The 23,784-nt window shown below is 65.6% G+C and carries 22 protein-coding genes; 11 read left to right on the top strand and 11 right to left on the bottom strand.

Annotated elements, in window-relative coordinates; translation table 11 throughout:
* Positions 1-10: 10 nt before the first annotated feature.
* A complete protein-coding gene (locus tag N800_RS15490; RefSeq protein WP_084086982.1) occupies positions 11-574 on the bottom strand; it encodes an RBBP9/YdeN family alpha/beta hydrolase in 564 nt (187 codons plus the stop codon).
* A gap of 176 nt (positions 575-750) precedes the next feature.
* Between N800_RS15490 and N800_RS00275 the strand changes: the two genes are divergently transcribed.
* Complete coding sequence (locus N800_RS00275; protein ID WP_052107754.1) at positions 751-1,491, top strand: MipA/OmpV family protein; 741 nt, start codon at positions 751-753, stop codon at positions 1,489-1,491.
* Between the two features lie 224 nt (positions 1,492-1,715).
* Positions 1,716-3,164, top strand: coding sequence for a serine hydrolase domain-containing protein (locus N800_RS00270; RefSeq protein WP_036133413.1), 1,449 nt, complete (start codon positions 1,716-1,718; stop codon positions 3,162-3,164).
* A gap of 882 nt (positions 3,165-4,046) precedes the next feature.
* Here N800_RS00270 and crcB read toward each other — a convergent pair.
* The 7 genes from crcB to N800_RS00230 all read right to left on the bottom strand — a co-directional run bounded on the left by crcB (position 4,047) and on the right by N800_RS00230 (position 11,846).
* Complete coding sequence (gene crcB / locus N800_RS00260; protein ID WP_036133408.1) at positions 4,047-4,451, bottom strand: fluoride efflux transporter CrcB; 405 nt, start codon at positions 4,449-4,451, stop codon at positions 4,047-4,049.
* A 27-nt stretch (positions 4,452-4,478) separates the two neighbouring features.
* The gene (locus N800_RS00255; RefSeq protein WP_036133405.1) at positions 4,479-5,057 is read right to left on the bottom strand and encodes a hypothetical protein; all 579 of its coding nucleotides are present in this window, start codon (positions 5,055-5,057) and stop codon (positions 4,479-4,481) included.
* Positions 5,058-5,140: 83 nt separating this feature from the next.
* Positions 5,141-6,427: a replication-associated recombination protein A gene (locus N800_RS00250; protein WP_156962820.1), complete on the bottom strand. Its 1,287-nt coding sequence runs from the start codon at positions 6,425-6,427 to the stop codon at positions 5,141-5,143.
* Between the two features lie 132 nt (positions 6,428-6,559).
* Complete coding sequence (locus tag N800_RS00245; RefSeq protein WP_036133399.1) at positions 6,560-7,270, bottom strand: hypothetical protein; 711 nt, start codon at positions 7,268-7,270, stop codon at positions 6,560-6,562.
* Between the two features lie 239 nt (positions 7,271-7,509).
* Positions 7,510-8,148 carry an outer membrane lipoprotein periplasmic chaperone LolA gene (gene lolA, locus N800_RS00240; protein ID WP_036133396.1) on the bottom strand — a complete coding sequence of 213 codons (639 nt, stop codon included), beginning with the start codon at positions 8,146-8,148 and terminating at the stop codon, positions 7,510-7,512.
* Between the two features lie 174 nt (positions 8,149-8,322).
* Complete coding sequence (locus N800_RS00235; RefSeq protein WP_036133797.1) at positions 8,323-10,704, bottom strand: DNA translocase FtsK; 2,382 nt, start codon at positions 10,702-10,704, stop codon at positions 8,323-8,325.
* Between the two features lie 74 nt (positions 10,705-10,778).
* Complete coding sequence (locus tag N800_RS00230; protein ID WP_036133393.1) at positions 10,779-11,846, bottom strand: alanine dehydrogenase; 1,068 nt, start codon at positions 11,844-11,846, stop codon at positions 10,779-10,781.
* Positions 11,847-12,027: 181 nt separating this feature from the next.
* On the opposite strand from N800_RS00230, the gene trxB reads away from it, so the two are divergent.
* From trxB to infA, 4 genes are all read left to right on the top strand, one after another.
* Positions 12,028-12,981, top strand: coding sequence for a thioredoxin-disulfide reductase (gene trxB, locus N800_RS00225; RefSeq protein ID WP_036133390.1), 954 nt, complete (start codon positions 12,028-12,030; stop codon positions 12,979-12,981).
* A 42-nt stretch (positions 12,982-13,023) separates the two neighbouring features.
* Positions 13,024-14,202: a GNAT family N-acetyltransferase gene (locus tag N800_RS00220; protein WP_036133387.1), complete on the top strand. Its 1,179-nt coding sequence runs from the start codon at positions 13,024-13,026 to the stop codon at positions 14,200-14,202.
* A 4-nt stretch (positions 14,203-14,206) separates the two neighbouring features.
* The gene (gene aat / locus N800_RS00215) at positions 14,207-14,947 is read left to right on the top strand and encodes a leucyl/phenylalanyl-tRNA--protein transferase (protein WP_036133383.1); all 741 of its coding nucleotides are present in this window, start codon (positions 14,207-14,209) and stop codon (positions 14,945-14,947) included.
* 124 nt (positions 14,948-15,071) lie between these two features.
* Positions 15,072-15,290 (top strand): translation initiation factor IF-1, encoded by a 219-nt coding sequence (gene infA, locus N800_RS00210; protein ID WP_031372296.1) that lies wholly within the window; start codon positions 15,072-15,074, stop codon positions 15,288-15,290.
* Between the two features lie 103 nt (positions 15,291-15,393).
* On the opposite strand, the gene clpA is transcribed toward infA, so the two are convergent.
* Both clpA and clpS read right to left on the bottom strand, forming a co-directional pair.
* A complete protein-coding gene (gene clpA, locus N800_RS00205) occupies positions 15,394-17,679 on the bottom strand; it encodes an ATP-dependent Clp protease ATP-binding subunit ClpA (protein ID WP_036133379.1) in 2,286 nt (761 codons plus the stop codon).
* 144 nt (positions 17,680-17,823) lie between these two features.
* Entirely contained in the window at positions 17,824-18,144 is a 321-nt protein-coding gene (gene clpS, locus N800_RS00200; RefSeq protein ID WP_036133376.1) for an ATP-dependent Clp protease adapter ClpS, read from the bottom strand.
* 100 nt (positions 18,145-18,244) lie between these two features.
* Between clpS and N800_RS00195 the strand changes: the two genes are divergently transcribed.
* The 5 genes from N800_RS00195 to hflD all read left to right on the top strand — a co-directional run bounded on the left by N800_RS00195 (position 18,245) and on the right by hflD (position 21,681).
* Positions 18,245-18,775: a type III secretion system chaperone family protein gene (locus tag N800_RS00195; protein ID WP_052107752.1), complete on the top strand. Its 531-nt coding sequence runs from the start codon at positions 18,245-18,247 to the stop codon at positions 18,773-18,775.
* A gap of 115 nt (positions 18,776-18,890) precedes the next feature.
* Entirely contained in the window at positions 18,891-19,370 is a 480-nt protein-coding gene (locus N800_RS15115; RefSeq protein WP_052107751.1) for a hypothetical protein, read from the top strand.
* A gap of 96 nt (positions 19,371-19,466) precedes the next feature.
* Positions 19,467-19,946, top strand: coding sequence for an NUDIX hydrolase (locus N800_RS16195; protein ID WP_036133374.1), 480 nt, complete (start codon positions 19,467-19,469; stop codon positions 19,944-19,946).
* On the top strand, positions 19,943-21,061 hold the full coding sequence (gene mnmA, locus N800_RS00180) for a tRNA 2-thiouridine(34) synthase MnmA (RefSeq protein ID WP_036133371.1): 1,119 nt from the start codon (positions 19,943-19,945) through the stop codon (positions 21,059-21,061). Before N800_RS16195 ends, mnmA begins: the two co-directional genes overlap by 4 nt.
* A 20-nt stretch (positions 21,062-21,081) precedes the next feature.
* Complete coding sequence (gene hflD / locus N800_RS00175) at positions 21,082-21,681, top strand: high frequency lysogenization protein HflD (protein WP_036133787.1); 600 nt, start codon at positions 21,082-21,084, stop codon at positions 21,679-21,681.
* Between the two features lie 19 nt (positions 21,682-21,700).
* Here the strand turns inward: hflD and N800_RS00170 are convergent, their stop codons facing one another.
* Positions 21,701-23,713 carry a TonB-dependent receptor family protein gene (locus N800_RS00170; RefSeq protein WP_198032425.1) on the bottom strand — a complete coding sequence of 671 codons (2,013 nt, stop codon included), beginning with the start codon at positions 23,711-23,713 and terminating at the stop codon, positions 21,701-21,703.
* Positions 23,714-23,784 lie beyond the last annotated feature (71 nt).

Here is a 23,784-nt window from a genome sequence, read left to right as displayed (position 1 = left end):
TTTCCGGCCTTCAAGGATCGATGTTCGCTTTTACCCACGCGGCAAGCTCCGGCAAAGCGCGCAACCCTGACGCCGGGGAGAAATGCCCCTTCCCCACCGACACCAATATCTGGGCGTCGATGGCAGCCGCAAGTTGCTGGGCCACGGTCATCGGTGACGGGAGCAGGTACTTGTCGCTGTCCGATACCAACACCGCAGTCTGCGCAGATTTTCCCTTTACCGCGGACAGATCCGGTGCTGGTCGCAAAAAACGGTCTACTTCCACGATTCCCGTCATCGCCAACGGCGGCGCCACCAGGAAAAGTCCACGGACAGCAGTATTTCCTGCAGCACTCGCCAACCAATGAAGCATCCCCAGTGCACCCAGGCTATGGCCCACGAGCAGGGTTTCGCTCGCTCGCTCTCCTATGGCGCAGCCCAGTGCGGAAACCCACGCCGACGGATCCGGCGTGTCCGTATCCGGCAGGCACGGTACGTTCACCTCATGCCCCAAGGCCTCCAAGTCAAGCTTGGCCTGCGGATACCAGCCATCCCATGGGTGTCCGGTCCAACAATGTGCAATGACGACTCGCATGGAATAACCCGCTTCCTATCTGGCAAGGCCGTGCAGCTTGCAGATTCCCATGACGAGAAGGTCAACCCAGCGTAGCGCAAGCCCGCAATCGCCGCGCTTGACCTTCCCGTGATGGGAGTCCAGAGGATGCCGGCTCCTCCCCTCCCCCCCCCAGCCCCATGCACCCTCGACATTTCATGACTGGCGCGGCTCTCGCCATTTCCCTGCTGGCCCCGCGCGATCTCCTGGCCGAGGAGAACCGCTCCTCCCAGTTCGCCATCGGCGTTGCCGCGTTCAGTCAAGCGCGAGCCTACGGTGACCACCGGACGTCGCTGGTACCGATCATCGGTTACGATAGCCGCTACCTGCGGGTAAGCGGCACCACAGTCGACCTCAGGATTCCCGCTCTCTCTTCCCGTCGGGTTTCAGTGTCACTGCGATCGAACTACGACATCGGTGCGGGCTACGAGCCGTCCGACACCCATGTACTGCGGGGCATGGAAGAGCGCAAACCCAGCGTCTGGATCGGGCCGGCGGTGGAATGGAGAACGCCCATCGGGCACATTTCGGCGGAATGGACCAAGGACGCCTCCGGCCACGCCCAAGGTGAAACGGCTCGATTGGCCTTGTCGCACCCGTTCAAGAAGGGACGGCTCCACCTGACACCCCGGGCTGCGGCCGCCTGGATGAGTGCGGACACCGCCAACTACTACCACGGTGTCCGTCCCGGGGAGGCAACGCAGGACAGGCGCACCTACCAGGCATCTTCCACGACCAACTTCGAACTGGGGCTGCGGGCTGCCTGGGCGATCAATGATTCCAGCTTCATCGCCATGGATGTGAGCGGAACGCGATTGGGGTCAGCGATCAGGAACAGCCCCCTGACGGAAAACGAAAACACGACGACGATTGGCGTTGGCTATGCTCGTCGCTTCTAGCGAGATTCCGCCCGCGTACCCCCGGGGCGTCTCGGATTGGCCCGACTGAGATCGCGTTTGGTCGCGGAAATCTGCCGAGCTTCCCTGTCCTTGTTCCTGAACGAGTGGCGCATCGGGATCATGCAAAGATCGAAGGCCGCACCCCCGTAACCAGCGATGCAACCTCTTGGCACTTGGCCGTATCCCTCCTGCGTACCCCCCGACGCATTCTGCCAAGGACACAAATGAAACTGCTCGCAATCGCCGCCGTCGCATTACTGGCTCTCCCAGTTGCCGCAGCAACCAACGGTGACACCGGACCATCACGGAAGAACATCGAAACCCTGGTCAGCCGCTACGCTGATCTGGACTTGTTTTCCGGGACCGTTCTCGTCGCCGACCACGGCAAGGTTGTCTATGCCGACGCTTTCGGTGAGGCAAACAAGGACCATCGGATACCGAACCGGCTGAACACCAGCTACAACATCGGCTCCATCGGCAAGACTTTTACCGCTGTGGCGATCATGCAGCTGGTCGATGCGGGCAAGTTGAAACTGGATGACAAGCTCTCCCGGTTCCTGCCCGAGTTTCCCTTCCCAGAGAAGGACACGATCACCATCCAACAGTTGCTCAACCACTCGTCTGGCTTGGGCGACTATATGGAACACGAGGACTATCCGCGCAAGATGGCCGGCATCGAGAACATTGCCGACATCCTGCCCCTCATCTACACGCAACGACCGCAATTTTCGCCCGGCGAGAGGTTCGCCTATTCGAATTCCGGCATGGTCGTCTTGGGCGCGATTGTCGAGAAAATCAGCGGCCTGAGCTACCCGGAGTACCTGCGGCTGCACATCTTTGCGCCGGCGGGCATGATCGACAGCCGGCTGACGCAGGAGAACGACGTACTCTCCAACCGATCGCTTGGCTATGTGCTGACTCCTAATCGTGGCCGCGTCACCAATGTGCGCAGCATCATGCCGGCATCAGCCGACGGCGGGCTGCATACGACAGCCCCCGATCTGCTGCGTTTCGACCAAGCCCTGTATGGGACTCGATTGCTCAACAGCAACAGCCGGCAGCGCATGTTCACCCCGGTCGGTCCGGCGCCGTTCTATGGCAGCGGCTGGTTCACCAAGAGCATCAATGGCCACCGCGCCGTGGGTCATGGCGGCGGTGCTCCGGGCGTCAATGCCGAGTTTCGCCGCTATCTGGACGACGGATATACGTTGATCGTGCTGTCGAACTATGACTTGGGCGCCACGCCGTTGGCCGAGGAGATCGAGAAGGTGCTGTTCAACCTTCCGTACGCGCTGCCTACCCAGGCCGACGCCGACTTCGCACACGCACAACAGTTCGCGGACTCAGGGCAGGTGGGCGCGGCACTACCGATTCTTGACCGCCTTGCCACCGCGGAAAAGCCACATGTGATGTCGCTCTACATGGCCGCCAGGCTGCGCATTGTCGGCAAGACAGAGGTTGAGAAGGCCTTGCCAGCACTGACTCGCTATATCGAGCTCGCCGGAGCGGACGCACAACCGTCGATTTCGGCCGCCTGGTGGCGCAAGGGCAACGCCTACGAACTGCTGGGCAGGGTTGCCGATGCGAGGAAGTGCTACGAGACGGCCCTGGCATTGGACCCCAAGAACGAAGAGGCCCAGTTGGCGCTTACCAAACTCAGGGACACGCCATAAGAGATCGATGAAACGCAAGAATCCGTTACCGATCAATGCGAAGCCACTACCCCCAAAGGCGCCGCTGCGGCGCGGTGCGAATCCACCGGGCGCCGCGCCTCGGACGCTGCCGCGCTGCTCGCTGCCCGCACCTCTTCAGGTCCCTGCCCAGGCGAATCCCAGTTTCTCTGCATGGAAACCGTTCGCAAGTACTGTGACGTGTCACGTCCAACCTTGGCGCTCAAGCCAAGCACGGTCACCACCACCAATAGGCCAGCGGCGGCCAATGCCCTAAGACCCGATTGCCTGCTCATGACACCCGCCTCTCTGCTCTGCATTGCCCGTATGCAAAGGCTAGACCGAGGCGCGCATACGCCCGGTGAAAAACCCGACATTCCCGGGGCATTGCGCGCGCAACTAACGGCAGGCCCGCGCAACCTCGTCGTTGAGCGCCCGTAGCAGGTCATAAGTCCGCTTCAAGCCCACCCGCTCCAACGTCTCGTCCCGATGCCGGCGAGCTCGCTGGCAAGCTGCGTCATCCTTGGCAATTGCCACTCGATGCAAGGTGCCTCTTCCCGGTGGCGCCGAGAGATGGCCTGAGGTGCCCGCCCGGCGGGACAGTTCCGCAGACTCCGCGCGGGCGACCTGCTCCCGCGTCGCACGCGCGCGGATCTGCTCGGCCGTCGGCGCAGGCTCGGCAACGTAGGATCGGCTGGAGGTCTGGCGGGAGCCCGCAGCGCAAGGCTGCTGCTGGAAGCTCACCGCGCCGCCCGGTGAAACGCATTTGCGCAACTCGCCCGCCTGCTGGCTCCATGCCGGCGTCGGAAGCCCCATCACGAGCACTGCAATTACGTGGCACAACGCCTTCATGGCTGTCACAACTCCTTCAATACGGATGTCGGGCTACCAGACTGGCGGCCGGAGTATCCCTGCAAATCGCGCTCCCACCCATACCAGCGCAAGGCCCGTCACCAGCGACAGCCCCAGGTAGCCCATCAACATGGGTGTCCGTTCAGAGCGCGCCATCAACAGGCACTCCAGCATCAACGAAGACCACGTGGTCAGGGCGCCCAGGACGCCGACGATCAGGAACGCGCGCCAGTACAACGCACTTGGGCCGCGCCCTTCCAACCAGACGGCCAGAAAGCCGATCGCAAACGAGCCGAACATATTGGCGGCGAAGGTGCCCCAAGGGAAACCGCTGCCAAGGTGCCGTAGCAACACGCCGCCCAACCAGTGGCGCCCAGCGGCGCCCAAGGCGCCGCCGAGCATCACCAGGACAAGCTGATGCCACCAGATGGCAGGCATCAAGCGCCCCTCACGTCGATGGCGCTCTCAACGCGCACGCCTTTCGCCCCGTCCCAGCCACCAGGCGATGGCTGCACCGCCAAGGGCCCAGCCCACTGCCTGCTCGACCAGGTTGGCCAGCGTGAAATCCACCGGGAACATGTACCAGTTCCAGTACGGCACGCTGATCGTCAGCCAGCTGAAGACGCCCGCAGCCGCGGCCACCGCGACCCGGCGACCAAAGCCCCAGACGCCCAACGACAGGATCCAGGCCAGCACGCCGGCCGCCAACGTATCGGATACCCACTGCTTGCCCAGGTTGGGCCCCATGTTCTCCAGCGCCGGATTGCCGTCGGGCTGGTAGATCACCAGCGCGTAAGGCTTGTCGCGATTGGCTTCCACGAACGCCTTGTTGGCGGCCTCGTCCGCATACATCGCCGGGTCCATGCCGGGCAACATGTACATGCCCTCCCCCTTGGAGGCACTGCCTGTGATGGCGGTGAGCGCCGCATCCTGCTCAACGGCGGTATGCATGCCCATTTCGCCCAACGGCAACATGGTGTGGGCCACGGCGCCCCACAGGAACATCACGATCCCGCCGATTACGGCGGCTATGGCAATTCGCATCGGGTCCTCCCCAGGACTGGCGTTTGCGTTCGGTGGTGTGGGGGCCGGATGAGCTTGCCTGTGACGGCGACGCCTCGCAACCGTCAGCCCTGCCCCCCGCCCTGCCTGCCGCGCGCCGCAGCACGTGCTGCGCGAAGGCGGTCCAGCTTATCCTTCAGCTTGAGCTCCAGACCACGCTCCACCGGCTGGTAATACACGCGTTCTCCCATCGCGTCGGGGAAACCGGTCTGGTCCAGCGCCACGCCGCCTTCCCGCTCGTGGTCGTACTGGTAGCCCTTGGCATATCCCAGCTGCTTCATCAGCCGGGTCGGCGCGTTGCGCAGATGCAGGGGTACCTCCTGGGTGCCGTACTCGGCCACGTCCTGCTGGGCTGCCTTGTAGGCCATGTAGGCCGCGTTCGACTTGGCGGTACTGGCCAGGTAAAGGGTCAGCTGCGCCAACGCCAGCTCACCTTCCGGCGTGCCGAGGCGGTCATAGGTTTCCCACGCATCAATCGCCATCTGCAGCGCGCGCGGATCGGCCAGGCCAATGTCTTCGACCGCCATCCGCGTCAGCCGGCGCGCCAGGTAAGCGCGGTCGCAGCCGCCATCGAACATGCGCGCCAGCCAATACAGCGCCGCGTCCGGGTTGGAGCTGCGCACCGATTTGTGCAGCGCCGAGATCTGGTCATAGAACTGCTCGCCGCCCTTGTCAAAGCGACGCGTGCGGTCCGCCAGCACCTGAGCCAACGTCGCATCCGTGATTTCCCCGCCCTCGTCGGCCGCTAGTTCCGCCGCAATTTCCAGCAACGTCAGGCTTCGGCGCACGTCACCGTCGGCAGCCGTGGCGATCAGCCGCAGCGCATCATCCGATACGCGGATCCCCTGCCCGCCCAGCCCACGTTGCTCGTCCTCCAATGCAGCGCGCAGGGCAACGGCGATGTCTTCGGGCGAGACCGCCTCCATCACGTGCACGCGGCAGCGTGACAGCAAGGCCGAGTTCAGTTCGAACGACGGGTTTTCCGTGGTCGCGCCGACAAACAGGATCGTTCCGCGTTCGATATGCGGCAGGAAGGCGTCCTGCTGCGCCTTGTTGAACCGATGCACCTCGTCCACGAACAGCACGGTGCGTCGTCCCTCGGCAAAGCGTTGCGCGGCCTCGGCCAGCACCTGGCGCACCTCTGGAAGTCCGGAAAGCACCGCGGAGATGGCCTTGAATTCGGCATCGGCATAGCGCGCCAACAGCAACGCCAACGTGGTCTTGCCGCAGCCCGGGGGCCCCCACAGGATCATCGAGTGCATGCGCCCGGACTCGACGGCGCGTCGCAGTGCGCTACCGGGCGACAGCAGTCGGCGTTGCCCCACCATCTCGTCGAGCGTGCGTGGCCGCATGCGCTCGGCCAGCGGGCGCAAGGCGTCGCGGTCGGCGCTCAGCAGGTCAGGTGCGGGATCGGAATACGGTGGCGGGCTCGGCCGTGGCACTGGGGTTCAACGCGGGGGCGGGCCATACAAGATACCAGCGGGTCAACCTTGCGCCAGATCGCCGCGCGGCGCGGCACTGCCCAGTTCGTAGTCGACCCGCAACCACTGCCCGGTCGCCCGATCATAAAGCGCCTGGATATTGGCTTGCTCGGTACCTTCGCCGCCAAACCGCGCCTGTCCAACGGCCTGGACCTGGAGGTAGCGGCGGCCGGCCGGCGACGTGCTGGCATGGTCGATGCGCATTTCGATGGACTGCTGGCCAAACTCGGCTGCCATGGCGCGATTGACCTGCTGGGAAAGCGCGCGCATCAGTGCGGATTGCCGCTGCAGCATGCTTGCTGGCGCGTCACTGCCGAAGACCAGCTGCGGCTGCGTGACGACGGTGTCCCGCGTGTCATACAGCGCATTGAACGCGAGAGGGATCCATGCGTCATCGTCGCCAATGCGCACGCGACCCTCACCGGACACTGCACGGTCCCGCAGGCTCAGCGGCGCGACGTCCACCTTGTCCAACTTCACTTCGACCTTGTGCTTCGGAAACTGCAGGGTGATGGCACCCACCAACGAAGCGGCCACCGCGTCATCCATGGCAAGGTCGCCTTCCACGCGTGACTCCGCCATCTTGTCCAACGCCGATGCCTGGAAGATGGGCGCGGGCTGGGGGGCCGGCTGTGTTGCAGGCACCGTGGAAAACACGCCCAGCGCGCCGGCAGAGGCGAGTACGGCGGAAGAGATGGCGGTACGAAGCAACATGGCGTGTCCAACCCTGGCAGGCCGCCGCGGTCATTGCGGGGCGTGGGGGGCAGAGTGCCGCCGATGCCGTGGAAGGCCTGTGATTGCCATGCGTTGAACGTGAATGCAGCCGCAACCGACTCCATGGCATCGGCCGCAACTTTCAGCACTGGCCCAGCGGATGCTCCATGAAAATGGACGGCGGGTCTCCCCACCGTCCGTTCGCTCATTTCATGGCAGTTGCGTTTGGAGGTCGGGCATCAGCCCTCGCCAATGACGTCCACGCCCTTGGCCGGCTTGTAGCTGAACGTGCCTCGCGGAAACGCGGGGTTGCGCTTCCAGCCAGTGAAGCGGATTTCGGTGCGCTGACCCAAGCTGTCCACGATCACCATCTTCGCCAAGGCGCCTTGGGTAAAGCCCAGGCGCGCGGTGCGGAAGCCCGCCTCGTCGCTGCGAGGCGCCAAGGACAACCAGTTCATGCCTTCCGACGAGCCAGCGTCCTTGACCACGAACTGCGCGTCCAGCTTGGCCGGGTCAATCAACGCCGCCAACGGGCTGTTCTGTTCTTCCGGGCCCTGCGGCTTGACCGTCGCCTGCTGCAGGTCGGGGTCAAAGACCCACACCTTGCGGCCGTCGGCCACGATCAGTTGCGGGTAGGGCTTGACGTACTCCCAGCGGAACAGGCGCGGGGCGGACAGCGCCAGACGGCCGCTGGAGGACTCTTTAAGCCGCCCCTTCTCGTTGAACACCTGCTGGGTGAACGAGGCATTGAGCCCCTTCAGCCCCTTGGTGAAGGTATTGAGATCATCGCGTGCCGCGGCAAACGCCGGGGAGGTGGCCATCACGACGGCCACAACACCAACACTGATGCGGGCCGCCCACTTGGAAATACGGTTCATGGTGTTGCTCCAACTGCAAAGGCGATTGCGATGGCCGCAGTGTGTGGCGCGAAAGCTGAATAGGCCATCAAGGCCACCCCGTCCTGCTGATCCATGTTCAGCGAACCATCGCGTCATCCAGGAGGCCATTCAGCATGCCGCGGACGTTGTCCGGCCGCGCCACCAGCGCGTCTTCTAATCCCGCGGCGGTGGCGGCGCCAACACGCTGCGGTCGCCATTGTGTTCCGGTGGTGAGACCACGCCTGCCATCTCCATGGCTTCGATCAGGCGGGCCGCACGGTTGTAGCCGATCTTCAACCGACGCTGCACGCCGGAAATCGACGCACGACGGGTCTCGGTGACGATGCGCACCGCCTCGTCGTACAGCGGGTCGGATTCGTCGCCTCCTCCCCCGCCACTTTCCGGCAGGCCGGTGGCGCCTACCACCACGCCATCGCCCATGGTCTGCACCTCGTCCAGCACACCCTCGATGTAATCGGGGCCGCCGCCGATCTGCTTGAGGTGCTCCACCACGCGATGCACTTCCTCGTCACTGACGAAGGCGCCATGCACGCGCTCCGGCATTGCGGTGCCCGGCGGCAGGTACAGCATGTCGCCGTGGCCCAGCAGCGTCTCGGCGCCCGACTGGTCAAGGATGGTGCGCGAGTCGATCTTGCTCGACACCTGGAACGCGATGCGCGTGGGGATGTTGGCCTTGATCAGGCCCGTGATCACGTCCACCGAAGGGCGCTGCGTGGCCAGGATCAGGTGGATGCCCGCCGCGCGCGCCTTCTGCGCCAGGCGCGCGATCAGCTCCTCCACCTTCTTGCCGACGATCATCATCATGTCGGCGAATTCGTCGATGAAAATGACGATGAACGGCAGCGTCTCCAGCGGCCGCGGCGCTTCGCCCAACTCCGCGTTGGGTTTGAACAGCGGGTCCATCATCGGCTGGCCCGAGTCCTGCGCGTCCTTCACCTTCTTGTTGAAGCCGGCGAGGTTGCGCACGCCCACCGCGCTCATCAGCTTGTAGCGCCGCTCCATCTCCGCCACGCACCAGCGCAAGCCGTTGGCGGCCTCCTTCATGTCGGTGACCACCGGTGCCAGCAGGTGCGGAATCCCCTGGTAGACGGAGAGTTCCAGCATCTTCGGGTCGATCATCAGCATCCGCAGGTCCTTGGCGGATGCCTTGTACAGCAGCGACAGCACCATCGCGTTGACCGCCACCGACTTGCCCGAGCCGGTGGTGCCGGCCACCAGCAGGTGCGGCATGCGCGCCAGGTCGGCCACCGTCGGCCGGCCGGCAATGTCCTTGCCCAGCGCCAGCGTCAGCGGGCTGGTGGATTTGTCGTATTCCTTCGAACGCAGCAGCTCGGAGAGGAAGATCATCTCGCGCTGGGTGTTCGGCGTCTCCAGGCCGATCACGGACTTGCCCGGGATCACGTCCACCACGCGCACCGACTTGACCGACAGGCCGCGGGCGATGTCCTTGTCCAGCGAACTGATCTGGCTGACCTTCACCCCGGGCGCGGGCTCGATTTCGAAACGGGTGATGACGGGGCCTGGATAGGCACCCACCACCTGCGCATCGATGCGGAAGTCCTTGAGCTTGAACTCGATCTGCCGGGACAGCGTTTCCAGCGTCTGCTCGTCGTAGCCCTTGGGCTGCGGCTTGGGATCATCCAGCAGCGCCAGCGCCGGCAGACCGGTGCCATCGCCCGTGTGGAACAGCGGTATCTGGGTTTCGCGCTTCGCGCGCTCGCTCTTCTCCACCACCGGCGCCGGCGGTGGTTCGATCTTCACCGGCGCGCGCTTGGCACGCAGCTCGGTATCAACCTTGCGGATCTCCTCGCGCTCCTCGCGCAGGGCTCGGGTCTGTTGCCACTCGCTGGCCTGCTTGCTGCCCCGTTTGAACAGCCCCGACACCAACGGCCCCAACGCCAGCGTCCACTGGCCCAGCTTGTCCATCACGTGCAGCCAGGACAGCCCGGTCGCCAGGGTCACCGAGATCAGCAGCAGCGCCAACAGGAACAGGTTGCCGCCCACCGGGCCGAACCCCCGATACAACGACTTGCCCACCACCTCACCCAGGATGCCGCCACTGCCGGCCGAGAAATCCGACAGGCCGTTGAACCGCAGGTACAACAGCCCGGTGGCCGACACCAGGAAGCCGACAATGCCAATCAGGCGCAGTGCAGGCCCCAGGTCGGCATGGCCGTCACCATCGGTATCCATGCCGAACAGTGCGATCCAGGCGATCAACCCGAGGATGATGGGCAGCAGGAAGGCGACATAGCCCGTCAGGTACAGCAGCACGTCGGCCAGGAAGGCCCCCACGTTGCCGCCGAGGTTGTGCAGCGGCGCGGTGACGCTACCGGCCTTCGACCAGCCCGGATCCAGTGGCGAATACGTGACCAGGCTGGCCAGCAGATACACCAGCAACGGCGCGATGATGATCAGCGCGATGTCGCGCATGAGGCGCTGGCGACGGGGCGATGGCGGGGCCTTTTCGGCCGTGACCTTCTTTCGGCTTGCTGCGGACGCTTGCGCCACCGTGATGTTCTGCCTTAAATCGATTGCCTTAGTTGTTGAATATACGGTGGAATACCGCAAATTCACAGCCCGGGAGCCAAGGTGTCCCCGGGGTTAAATTACAGCTTCATTCCCTGCAGCGCAGGGTGCACCAGCCGCCCACCTTCCACGTTGATGCCGCGGAGCAGCGGCTGGCTGTCGCGCCACGCCCCCGAGGCCAGCTTGCCCACCCACGGCAGGATGGCCGCGCAGATCGCCTGGGAGGAGGTCTGGGGCACGGCTCCTGGCATGTTGGTCACGCAGAAATGGATGACCCCCTCCTCCACGTACGTGGGCTCCTTCCACGTGGTCGGGCGCGAGGTTTCGAAGCAGCCGCCCTGGTCGATCGAGATGTCCACCACCACGCTGCCGTCTTCCATGCCCTTGAGCATGTCGCGGGTCAGCACGTGCGGCGCCATTGCGCCGGGGATCAGCACCGCACCCACGGCCAGGTCCGCGGTAGCCACCTCGCGGGCAACCAGGTCATCGTACGGGTACAGCGCGGTCACGTTGTTGCCCAGGCGCATCATTTCGTCCATGCGGTCCTGACGCTTCTCGAACACCACCACGTTGGCACCGCCGGCCGCGGCCAGCGCGGCGGCATGCCCACCGGCCTGCCCGGCGCCGAACACCACCACCTTGCCGCGTTCGGTGGCCGGCAACCCTCCCAGCAACTTGCCCTTGCCGCCCTGCGGCTGGTGCAACAGGTGGGTGCCAATCTGCACGGCGATCTTGCCGGCGATCACCGACATCGGCGCCAGCAACGGCAATGCCCCGTTGTCCAGCTCCACGGTCTCGAACGCCACGCCCGTCAGCCCTATCTCCAACAGCCGCCGCGTCAGCGCCGGTTCCGGGGCCAGGTGCAGGTAGCAGAACAGCAGGTGGTCGGGCCGCAGGTGACGCAGATCGCCCTCGATCGGCTCCTTCACCTTCACGATCAGCTCGCCCTTGTCATACAAGGCAGCCGCGTCGGGGGCGATGTTGACGCCCAGTTGCGCGTACTGGGCGTCGCTGAAACCACTCTTCAGGCCCGCGCCCTGCTCAAGCCACACCTCGTGGCCGCGTCGCACAAGGTCTCCGGCCGCGGCTGGCACCAGTGCCACCCGCCCTTCCAGCGTCTTGGTCTCCCGGGGTACTCCAATCCGCATCGCGTCCTCCCAGCCCTTGCCTGCCGCATCTGTCAGGAAACGCCGCGATCGCGGCATCGTGGGTGTCGCACTTGCACAGCCAGTCAGCGTCAGCACTGCAACGCTGTTTTCGCCGGCCTCGCCTTGTAAACCCGGGAGTCGCCCGCCACTCTATGGCGTCCCTCAGTGCCCCAGTATAGCCATGACCCCATCCAAGCATTCGAAGTTGATCATCCTCGGCTCCGGCCCCGCCGGCTGGACGGCCGCTGTCTACGCGGCGCGCGCCAACCTCAAGCCCGTGGTGATCACCGGCCTGCAGATGGGTGGCCAGCTGATGACCACCACCGAGGTGGACAACTGGCCGGGCGACGCCCATGGCCTGATGGGCCCGGACCTGATGGCCCGCATGCAAGCGCACGCCGAGCGTTTCGAAACCGAAGTGGTGTTCGACCACGTCCACACCGCCGACCTGTCCAAGCGCCCGTTCCGCCTGGTGGGTGACAGCGGCGAGTACACCTGCGACGCGCTGATCATCGCCACCGGCGCCACCGCCAAGTACCTGGGCATCCCGTCCGAGGAGGCTTACAAAGGCCGCGGGGTCTCCGCCTGCGCCACCTGCGACGGTTTCTTCTACAAGGACAAGGACGTGGCGGTGATTGGCGGCGGCAACACCGCGGTCGAAGAGGCCCTGTACCTGTCCAACATCGCCCGCAAGGTCTACCTGATCCACCGCCGCGACACCCTGCGCGCGGAAAAGATCATGCAGGACAAGCTGTTCGCCAAGGCCGAGTCCGGCAAGATCGAACTGGTGTGGAACAACACGGTCGACGAAGTGCTCGGCGACGATGCTGGCGTCACCGGCGTGCGCGTCAAGTCGATGCTCGACGACAGCACCCGCGAGATCCCGGTGCATGGCTTCTTCGTCGCCATCGGCCATACGCCCAATACCTCGCTGTTCGAGGGGCAGTTGGCAATGCGCAACGGCTACCTGACCATCGCCACCGGACTGGAGGGCAATGCCACCCAGACCTCGGTCGAAGGCGTGTACGCGGCTGGCGATGTCGCCGACCAGGTCTACCGCCAGGCCATCACCTCGGCAGGCTTTGGCTGCATGGCCGCGCTGGACGCCGAGAAGTTCCTCGACAGCGAAGGCTGAGCCAGCCCCGGTGCCCTGCCCTCCGCGGGGCGCCCTTTGCCCATGGCCGACGTCCGCCTTCTGTCCCACCTGGCCGACGTTCCCGCCGAGCGGTGGGATGCGCTCCACGACGGGCGCAATCCCTTCATTACGCACGCGTTCCTGTCCGGGCTGGAGCAGCACGGCTGCCTTCGCGCCGATTGGGGTTGGACACCCCGACACCTGACCCTATGGGACGGCGACGACGTGGTCGCCGCGGCGCCGATGTACCTCAAGGAAAACTCCCACGGCGAATTCGTCTTCGACCATGCGTGGGCCCATGCCTACGCGCGGCATGGGCTGGATTATTTCCCCAAGTGGCTATGCGCCGTGCCGTACTCGCCTGTTACCGGCCCCCGGCTGCTCGCACGCGACGCTGCAGCGCAGTCGGCACTGGCCGATGCCATGGTGGCGCAAGGCCGCCAGCTCGGCGTCTCGTCGGTGCACGTGAACTTCCACACCGCCGAAGAGGCCTTCGCGTTCCCTCCGGCCGGGAGCAACAGGCCCGACACCCGTACCTGGCTGGCGCGCACCGATGTCCAGTATCACTGGCACAACGATGCCGGCTGGCAGACGTTCGATGATTTCCTCTCGGCCTTCGACCACAAGCATCGCAAGAACATCCGACAGGAGCGCCGCAAGGTGGCGGAGGCGGGCGTGCGTTTCCGCGTGGTGGACGGCGTCACCGCAAGCGAGGCCGACCTGGTGGCGATGCACGGTTTCTACCTGCGTACGTTTGCCGAGTACGGCAACCACCCGGCATTGACCTTGCCGTTCCTGCGGCACCTGGCGGAAACCCAACCACGCTCACTCGTGGTGTTCCTCGCCGACTACCGGGAGCAGCCCGTCGCTGGGGCCCTGTGCCTGCGTGGCGGGAGTACCTTGTACGGCCGCTATTGGGGCAGCAACGCCACCTTGCCGGGCCTGCATTTCGAGACCTGCTATTACCAGGGCATCGATTATTGCCTGCGCCACGGCCTGACCCGATTCGAGCCCGGCGCACAAGGCGAGCACAAACTGGCGCGTGGCTTCCTTCCAGCCCTCGTTCACAGTCGCCACTGGATCGCCGACAAGGACTTCCGCGCAGCGTTGGCTGACTGGTGCCGGCAGGAAACCAACGCTGTCCTGCAGTACGCCCACAGGCTGGCCGGGCGCAGCCCCTTCAAGGTGGCAGACGCGGGTGGCCCCGGCGTGACAAGCTGACGGCATGTCCCTGCGCCTTCCCGAACTGCCCGCGGACCCGACCGCGCCTTTTCCGCCCGGAGAAAGCGCGCTCCGCCAACCCGACGGGCTGCTTGCGCTGGGCGGTGACCTTTCCCCTACCCGGCTGCTCAACGCATACCGGCACGGCATTTTCCCCTGGTACTCGGAAGGCCAGCCCATCCTGTGGTGGTGCCCGGATCCGCGAACGGTCTTCCGAACCGACAGCTTCAAGTTGCCCTCGCGCTTCCGGCGCACGCTGCGCCAGTTACCGTGGGTCGTTCGCGCCGACACCGCATTCGAGGCGGTAATCGATGCGTGCGCCCGCATTCCGCGCAACGGCCAGGACGGCACGTGGATCACCCCGGAGATGCACGCGGCCTATGTCGCCCTGCATCGCCTGGGGCACGCCCATTCCATCGAGGTCTGGGACGGCGACCGACTGGTCGGCGGCCTGTACGGCGTCTCGATTGGCCAGATGTTCTTCGGCGAAAGCATGTTCAGCGCCGAATCGGGTGGGTCGAAGGTCGCGATTGGCGGCCTGGCCCATCGGATGCGCCAATGGGGTTGGCCGCTGATCGACGCACAAGTGGAGAACCCGCACCTGATGGCGTTGGGCGCCCGACTCATCCGGCGCGACCGGTTCCTGTCGCAGGTCGCGACGCTTACAGCCCTGCCCGCCCCGTCCGGGCCATGGACCGACCGATTCGGAAACCTGGGCGCAGTCGAGTTGGCCCGGGCGCCCTGAGCCCCCGCCTGAACCCTTTCGTTCCCGCCTTTTGCGCCAGACCCCGCAACATGGCAGAATGCTGGGCTTCGCGGCCAAGATTGGGCCGCCCCTCGCAACACTCAGGGCAACACTCAGGGAACACATGGCAAAAGACGACGTGATCGAATTCGAGGGCACGGTGGCGGAAACCCTTCCGAACACCATGTTCCGGGTGCGCCTCGAAAACGGGCACGAAATCATCGCCCACATCTCCGGCCGCATGCGCAAGAACTACATCCGCATCCTGACCGGCGACAAGGTGAAGGTGGAAATGACCCCTTACGACCTGACCAAGGGTCGCATCACCTACCGCATGAAGTAATGGCGGTAACTCATTGAAGAAAAAGGCGACCTTCGGGTCGCCTTTTTCGTGTCCGTACTCGCCGCCGCGCCGCCTGGACGACGGCGCGGATCGGGGCGATCCGTCAGTTGACCGTTGCCGGCAACAGCTTCTCCGGCTCGGCCTGGACGTCCAGCACCAGTTCGTCGTCCTTGACGTCGATGGTGACCCGGCCGCCGCCGATCAACTTGCCGAACAACAATTCGTCGGCCAGCGGGCGCTTGATCTTGTCCTGGATCACCCGCGCCATCGGCCGCGCGCCCATCAGCGGGTCGAAGCCGTGCTGGGCCAGCCAGTCGCGCGCCGGTGGCGTGGCCGACAGGGTCACGTTCTTCTCGTGCAGCTGGGACTCCAGCTCGATCAGGAACTTGTCCACCACCCGCAGGATATGCTCGAAGCCCAGCGGCTGGAACTGCACCACCGCATCCAGGCGGTTGCGGAACTCCGGCGTGAACGAGCGGCGGATGACTTCCATCGCGTCGGTGCTGTGGTCCTGCTTGGTGAAGCCGATCGAGCGCCGCGAAGCCTGCGCCGCGCCGGCGTTGGTGGTCATCACCAGCACCACGTTCTTGAAGTTGGCCTCGCGCCCGTTGGTGTCGGTCAGGATGCCGCGATCCATCACCTGCAGCAGGATGTTGAAGATGTCCGGGTGGGCCTTCTCCACCTCGTCCAGCAGCAACACGCAGTGCGGCGTCTTGACGATCTTCTCGGTCAGCAGGCCGCCCTGGTCGAAGCCCACGTAACCCGGAGGCGCGCCAATCAGGCGGCTGACCGAATGCGGCTCCATGTACTCGGACATGTCGAAGCGCACCAGCTCGATGCCCAGCTGCAGGGCCAGCTGCTTGGTCACCTCGGTCTTGCCCACGCCGGTGGGGCCGGCGAACAGGAAGTTGCCGATCGGCTTGTCCGGGTTGCCCAGGCCGCTGCGGGCCAGCTTGATCGCGCTGGTCAGGGTTTCGATGGCCGGGTCCTGGCCAAAGATCACCATCTTCAGGTTGCGCTCGAGGTTGCGGAGCACGTCCTTGTCCGTGGCGGTGACCTGCTTGGCGGGGATGCGCGCCATCTTGGCCACGATCGTCTCGATCTCCTCGACGTCGATCAAGGTCTTGCGCACACCCTCAGGCAGCACCCGCTGGCGGGCACCGGCCTCGTCGATCACGTCGATGGCCTTGTCCGGCAGCAGCCGGTCGCCGATGTGCTTGACCGACAGGTCCACCGCCGCCTGCAGCGCCTCGTCGGCGTAGGTCACGCCGTGGTGCTGCTCATACTTCGGCTTCAGGCCCTGCAGGATCTCCACGGTCTCGCCCACCGTCGGCTCGACGATGTCGATCTTCTGGAAGCGGCGGGCCAGCGCCCGGTCCTTCTCGAAGATGCCGCGGTATTCCTGGAACGTAGTGGAACCGATGCAACGCAACTCGCCCGACGCCAGCGCCGGCTTGATCAGGTTGGACGCATCCATCGTGCCACCCGACGCCGATCCGGCGCCGATGATGGTATGGATCTCGTCGATGAAGAGGATCGCGCCAGGCAGCTTCTTCAGTTGCGCCAACACCGCCTTGAGCCGCTTCTCGAAGTCGCCGCGGTACTTGGTGCCCGCGACCAGCGCGCCCAGGTCGAGCGAGTAGATGGTGGCGTCCATCAGCACCTCGGGGACGTCGCCCTCGACGATGCGCTTGGCCAGGCCTTCGGCGATCGCGGTCTTGCCCACGCCGGCCTCGCCCACGTACAGCGGGTTGTTCTTGCGGCGGCGGCACAACACCTGGATGGTGCGCTCCACCTCGTCGGCGCGGCCCACCAGCGGGTCGATCTTGCCGTCGCGGGCGGCCAGGTTGAGGTTGCTGGCAAACTCGGCCAGCGCGTCGGACTTGCCTTCGCCCTCCCCGCCCTCGGCCTGGCGCGACTCGCCCTCCTCGTGCGGGTGCTGCGGCTCGTCCTCGCCGTGCTTGGCGATACCGTGGGAGATGTAGTTGACGACGTCCAGCCGCGCCACGTCCTGCTGGTTGAGGAAGTAGACGGCATGGGAGTCCTTTTCGCCGAAGATGGCCACCAGCACGTTGGCGCCGGTGACTTCCTTCTTGCCCGAGGACTGGACGTGGTAGACCGCACGCTGCAGGACCCGCTGGAAGCCCAGCGTCGGCTGGGTGTCGCGGTCGATGTCCGTGGGCAGCACCGAAACCGAAGTGGAAATCGCCTGCTCCAGGTCGGAACGCAGGCGCGGGAAGTCCACGCTGCAGGCCTTCAGCACCTGCTCGGCCGAGGGGTTGTCCAGGAGCGCCAGCAGCAGGTGCTCGACCGTCATGTACTCGTGGCGCGCCTCGCGGGCGCGCTTGTAGCACTGGCCGATGCTGTATTCGAGATCCTTGCTGAACATGGGGGCAAGCCTCCAAAAAGCTACTGCGGTCCTAGATGGGGACACGCAAGGTGCTTTTCCATGCGCCCCCCTTCGGAACTCCCGATCAGACCGGCTGGGGCGGAAGACCCCTCCTACTTGATCAGTACGTCCCTTGGACCCGTTTTAGGCCTTTTCCATCGTGCACAGCAAGGGGTGCTGGTTGAGCCTTGAGTATTCGTTCACCTGCGCGACCTTGGACTCGGCCACCTCGCGGGTGAATACCCCGCATACGCCCCGGCCACGGGTGTGCACGTGGAGCATGATCTGGGTGGCTTTTTCGATGTCCAGGGGGAAGAAGCGCATCAGCACGTCCACCACGAAATCCATCGGGGTGTAGTCGTCGTTGAGCAGGAGCACCGAGTACAGCGGGGGGCGGGCGACCTCGGGTTTTCCGGTTTCCACCAGGACGCCGTGGTGGTGCTCGTGGTCGGTCTGCTTGGGCATCCGACCATTATACGCGGCGGGTCCAACCGTCCCATGGTGCGATGGACGTGCAACACGACGCAGCGGCAGAATGAGGGCTTCACCACACGGATCGTTCCTCATGCGTCCAGCGCTCGTCCTGCTGCTTTCCGCCCTCGCCTTCGCCCCGGCCGTGCTGGCCAAGGATGCACCGGCCGCCGCTGCGGCCTCCGCCAGCGAGCACGCACCGGATCCCCGCGTGAAGCGGTTGCTGGACAAGTTGAAGTACAAGTACGAAGTCGATGAGGACGGCGACTACAAGCTCGTCTTCGACCTGGATGACGACGACGAGGACGAAAAGAAGGGCCGCAGTCAGCTGGTCTACGTTCGCTCGCCGGTCTTCGACTATGGCTCGCACGAGGTACGCGAAGTCTGGGCGCCGGCTTACAAGGCCAAGAGCGATGAATTCCCGGCGAAGGTTGCCAACCGGCTGCTCGAGGCCTCCCAGGAGAGCAAGCTGGGCGGCTGGGCCAAGCAGGGCCAGTACGCGGTCTTCGTGATCAAGGTCGCCACCAACGCGTCGGCCGAGCAGTTGGACGATGCCATCAACGCCGCCATCCAGAGCGCCGACCAGATGGAGGCCGAACTGACCCCGGGCAAGGACGAGTTCTGAGTCAAGCCCACCGCGGGCCATTTCGCGACCGAGAGTCCGTCGGACGGCGGGTGCCGTGGACGATGCGGCACCCGTCCATACACAATGCAGACTCCATCACAGAAAAGGACGTTCCATGCACTTGCGCCACCTTTGCCTGCTGTCTGCCGCACTGCTGCTCACCGCCATCGCCCTGCCCGCCGCAGCATCGGACGGCTCGGTCAAGGCGCGCCTGGATGCCCGTGGCATCAAGCATGAAGTGGACGGCGACGGCGACTACAAGGTCACCTACAACTACTCCAAGGAAGGCCGTACCCAGCTGGTGTTCGTCTCGGGCGGCACCGAGTCGGTGGAGGGCTTCAGCGTCCGGGAAATTTTCTCGCCCGCCGGCCGGGTCGAAAAGGACGACATCGATGGCGACAAGGCCCTTGAACTGATGCGTGAAAGCCGCAACAACAAGCTGGGCAGTTGGGAACTTGCGGACGACGTGTTGTACTTCGTCCTGAAGATGCCTGACAGCATGAGCGCAGCCGAACTGGAGGCGGCCATGGACATCGCGGCCCAGACGGCCGATGACATGGAGCTGGAACTGTCCGGCGATCGCGACGATCTGTAATCCCGGCGCAGGATCCCGCGAAGCCCCGACCGGCCCCGCCGGCGGGGCTTCGCCCTTCCAGCGCCCCCCAATCCACGCAACGAGACAATCACCCGCATGACCTATCGCGAAGGCCGCTTCTGGCAACCGGACGTCACCGTCGCCACGGTGGTGGTGGCCGACGGCCGCCTGCTGATGGTCGAGGAAATGGCCGGCGGCCGCCTGGTCCTGAACCAGCCCGCAGGCCATCTGGAACCCGACGAGAGCCTGATCGAGGCCGCCCTGCGCGAGACCCGCGAGGAAACCGGCTGGGACGTGCGGCTGACCGGGTTCGTGGGTGCCTACCAATGGAAAGCACCGCCGCAGGCGGACGGCAGCGGAGGCCGCCATTACCTGCGGTTTGCCTTCGCCGCCGAGCCTGTCACCCACGACCCGACGCGTTCGTTGGACGAGGGCATCGTCCGCGCGATGTGGCTGACGCCCGCCGAACTGCAGGCCGAAGCCGAGCGCCATCGCAGCCCGCTGGTCTGGCGCACCGCCGAGGATTTCCTCGCCGGCCGCCGGCAGTCGCTGGACGTGTTGCAGCATCTGGCATGAGCGGCGTGCGCACCATCGTCGGCATGTCCGGCGGCGTGGACTCCTCGGTGGCGGCACTGCTGCTGCGGGACGCCGGTGAGCCCATCGCCGGGCTCTTCATGCAGAACTGGGCCGACGACGGCAGCGGCGAATGCCGCGCCGAGGACGACCGCCGTGACGCGGTTGCGGTGTGCGGGCGGCTGGGCATCCCCATCCATTTCCGCGACTTTTCAGGCGAGTACTGGAAAGGCGTGTTCGAGCATTTCCTGGCCGAGTACGCGGCCGGCCGGACGCCCAATCCGGACGTGTTGTGCAACCGCGAGATCAAGTTCAAGCATTTCCTCGATGCCGCCCATGACCTGGGCGCCGAGTTCATCGCCACGGGCCACTACGCCCGCGTGGCCGAAGATGGCGGCCGCCACCACCTGTTGCGCGCACGTGACCGCAACAAGGACCAGAGTTACTTCCTGCACCAGCTGGGCCAGCACCAGTTGGCCAGCACCCGGTTTCCGTTGGGCGAACTGGTCAAGACCGACGTGCGGCGCATGGCGCAGGAAGCCGGCCTGCCCACCGCGGCCAAGAAGGATTCCACGGGCATCTGCTTCATCGGCGAGCGTGACTTCCGCGAATTCCTATCGCGCTACCTGCCCGCCCGCACCGGCGAGATGCGCACGCCCGATGGGCATGTCATCGGCGAGCACCCTGGCGTGTTCTTCTACACGCTGGGCCAGCGCGAGGGACTGAACATCGGCGGAGTGCGGGGCTTCGAGCCGGGCCCGTGGTTCGTGGTGGGCAAGGACGTGGCCGGCAACGTGCTCTACGTCGACCAATGCCGCGGGTTTCCGTGGCTGGAGTCGACGATGCTGCAGTCGGAAGCGGCGCACTGGGTGTCCGGCGCGCCGCCGGCCCAGCGGTTCGCCTGCACCGCGCAGACCCGTTACCGCCAGCCCGACGAGGCCTGTGAGGTCGCGGTGCGCGAAGACGGCACGCTTGAGGTTCGCTTCGCCCGCCCCCAACGTGCGGTCACGCCCGGCCAGTCGCTGGTGCTGTATGACGGCGACGTGTGCTTGGGCGGCGCGGTCATCGCCGCCACCGACGCCCCCCTCGAACAACGCCTGAAGGCCCAAGCCGCATGAGCGAGACCCGCCCCAATCCGATGTCCGATCGCGTACTGGCCCTTGCCGGCCTGGCACAGGCGCTGGCGCAGGTGCGCCGCATCGCCGACACCGGCACGGCGGAGCAACGCATTCTCGGCACCGCACTGGACTCGGTCTTCCGCATCGATGCCGCCACGCCGGCGGCCATCTACGGCGACGTGGGGGCTCTGCGACCGGGCCTGACCCTGCTGCGTGACTATTTCTCCAGCCAGGCGCGGGACGAGCAACTGCCCCGCTTGGCCTTGGCGGTGCTGCAACTGGAACGCCGGTTCGTCGCCGACGAGGCGATGGGCCGCCGGGTGCAGCATGGCATCCGCGCCCAGGCCACCCAGGCCGAGCGCGAAGGCTCGACCCACCCCGACGTGCTGTCGGCCTTGGGCGGGCTGTATGCCGAAACACTCAGCCATTTGCGCCCACGCGTGCTTGTGCAGGGCAACCCGCACTACCTGGGCCAGGCCAATGTCGTCGCGGAAGTGCGGGCGGTGTTGCTTGCCGCCGTGCGTTCGGCCGTGCTTTGGCGTCAGCTGGGCGGCAGCCTTTGGGACTTCCTGCTGCGTCGGCGGGATATGGTCGCGGCGATCAACGCCCACTTGGGCTGAGCCACGCCCCCCCTGTAGGTCAGGGGGAGCGCCAGCCCAACCCCAACGTGACCGTCCGCCCCTGGCCAGGTTCGAAGAATCGACCGCTGCCTTCGTTGACGATGACCGAGCCTACGACGTTCCGGTCAAGCAAATTGTCGATACGCGCGAAAGCCTGCCAGCCCGAGGCCGACGGCCCCCAAGTGCCTCGCAGGGCCATCAAGGCGTGACCTGGGGCAGCGTCGCTGTTGCGGTCATCCACGAATACCCGATCACTCGCACGCAGTTCCATGGCGATGCCGATACGCTCGTCCAAGGAGTTCCAGGCAACCTCCACGAAAGCGTCGGCCTTGGGAACCCCGGGCATACGATTGCCCGCCGCCACTTGACGGGTCTGCAGTGCGCCGCCGCTGAACACCTGATAGGCGAATCCCTGGGTGAAGCGTGCGCGCAACCAATTGGCCGCCACCGTGTAACGCCAGTGCGGGCTCCAAGTGCGCTCCACGCCCAGTTCGAGTCCCTCGCGGCGCGTGCTGCCTGCGTTGGCAAAACTGGCACGCCCCCCGAGGCTGGCTGCGGCCACGATCTCATCGCGGCCCTCAATGCGGTATGCGGTGACGCCCAGTCGCCGCCCTTCGGACCGCCAACGCATGCCTGCCTCAAGCGATCGCGTAGCCGAGGGACGCAAGCCAAGGTTCAGCCCGGTGCCACCGTCCGGTCGGTAGGACAGCTCGGCCACCGTGGGCGTCTCGAAGCCCCGGCCGTAGCCTGCGAACCATTCGCCCCGGTCAAACCTGCGCGCGATACCCATCGAGAGCGCGCTTTCCGCATATCGCGCCGAACCACTGTCATCGCCATTGCCGGGCGCCAGGAATTCGTCGCGCGATTCAAAACGCGAGCGCACGTGACGAACGCCTCCCAATGCGTGCCACCGATTGCCCAGCGCCTGTTCGCCCACCAGGAACGCGGATTGGCTGGCCACGTGGTTGTCCTCGTCTCGGCGCAGTCGCCCTCGAATACCGACGGCCTCACCGATGAAATTCTCGTAACCGCGACGGGCTTCCGTCAGCATCGCTAGCTCTACGCCGATGGAAAGCGAGCCGCGCGCATCGTGCCAGCGCTGACCCGCTTCCAACCCGCGTTCACGACGGTCCACATCGACCACGCCACCCGCACTGGTTGAGGAAGCCTGTGCAGCGACAGGAATGGCGAGAAACTGTTCGATGCCCCGCGCCCCGCCGTTAACTGCAACCCACCAGGCGCGGTCCGCTGTGGGCTCATGATCCCAGCGCAACCCGAATTGATGGTTGGAGATGCGCTTGCGGGTATGGAACGCCTCGGCCGCTGGCGCGCCGCCGTGTGGATCGGCGCTCCATTGCGCGCGCGTCAGACCAAGGGGATCTTCGGTCCAAGGCTGCATCAGGCTATTGGCGGTGAGCCTCAGACGGCTCGACGGGTCGGGCTTCCACTCACCGTGGACGAGACCCTGGCTACGCTCGGCCGCGGCATGGGGCCGTTCGCCTGGGGTCCCGAAGTGGCTGCCGACCAGTCGCCAGCGCCAGTCGGAGGCCCGGTGGGCACCGTCCCATCGCGCCGCAGCCCGTCGCGCACCCCGGTCGTCCACCCATATGTCCGCGCCGAGACCCTCGTCCTCATTGAGGTCTGTGTACCCGACGATCGCGCCACCGGAGGCGTTACCGTATTGCAGTGCCAGCGGGCCGCGCAGCACCTCGATCCGGTCCAGCATGTCGAGCCCGAACCCCGCCGCCTGCGACTGACCGTCAGCCGCGGTTAGAGGGATCCCATCGGCCACCAGCCGGATGCCCCGGATTCCAAACGTGGAACGCGCCCCGAAACCCCGGCTCTGCACCTGCAGGTCCTGCGCGAAATTGCCGCGATCACGCACGGTGAACCCGGGCACGCGACTGAGGGACTCAGACAGGTTCACGCGTCGCTGTCCAACCCGCAGCGTTTCGCCGTCCACGACATCCACGGCCCCCGGGAACGACGAAAGCGGAAGTCGCTGCCCCGTCACCGTGATGGTGTCCAGCATCCGTGCGTCAGGCGAGGCGGCATCCGGTGGCGAAAGTTCCGTTGCCGACTGTGCGGACGCATCCATCGACA

Source organism: Lysobacter daejeonensis GH1-9 (genome assembly GCF_000768355.1).
GTDB lineage: Bacteria > Pseudomonadota > Gammaproteobacteria > Xanthomonadales > Xanthomonadaceae > Aerolutibacter > Aerolutibacter daejeonensis.
This window is presented reverse-complemented; position numbering and strand designations above follow the sequence as displayed.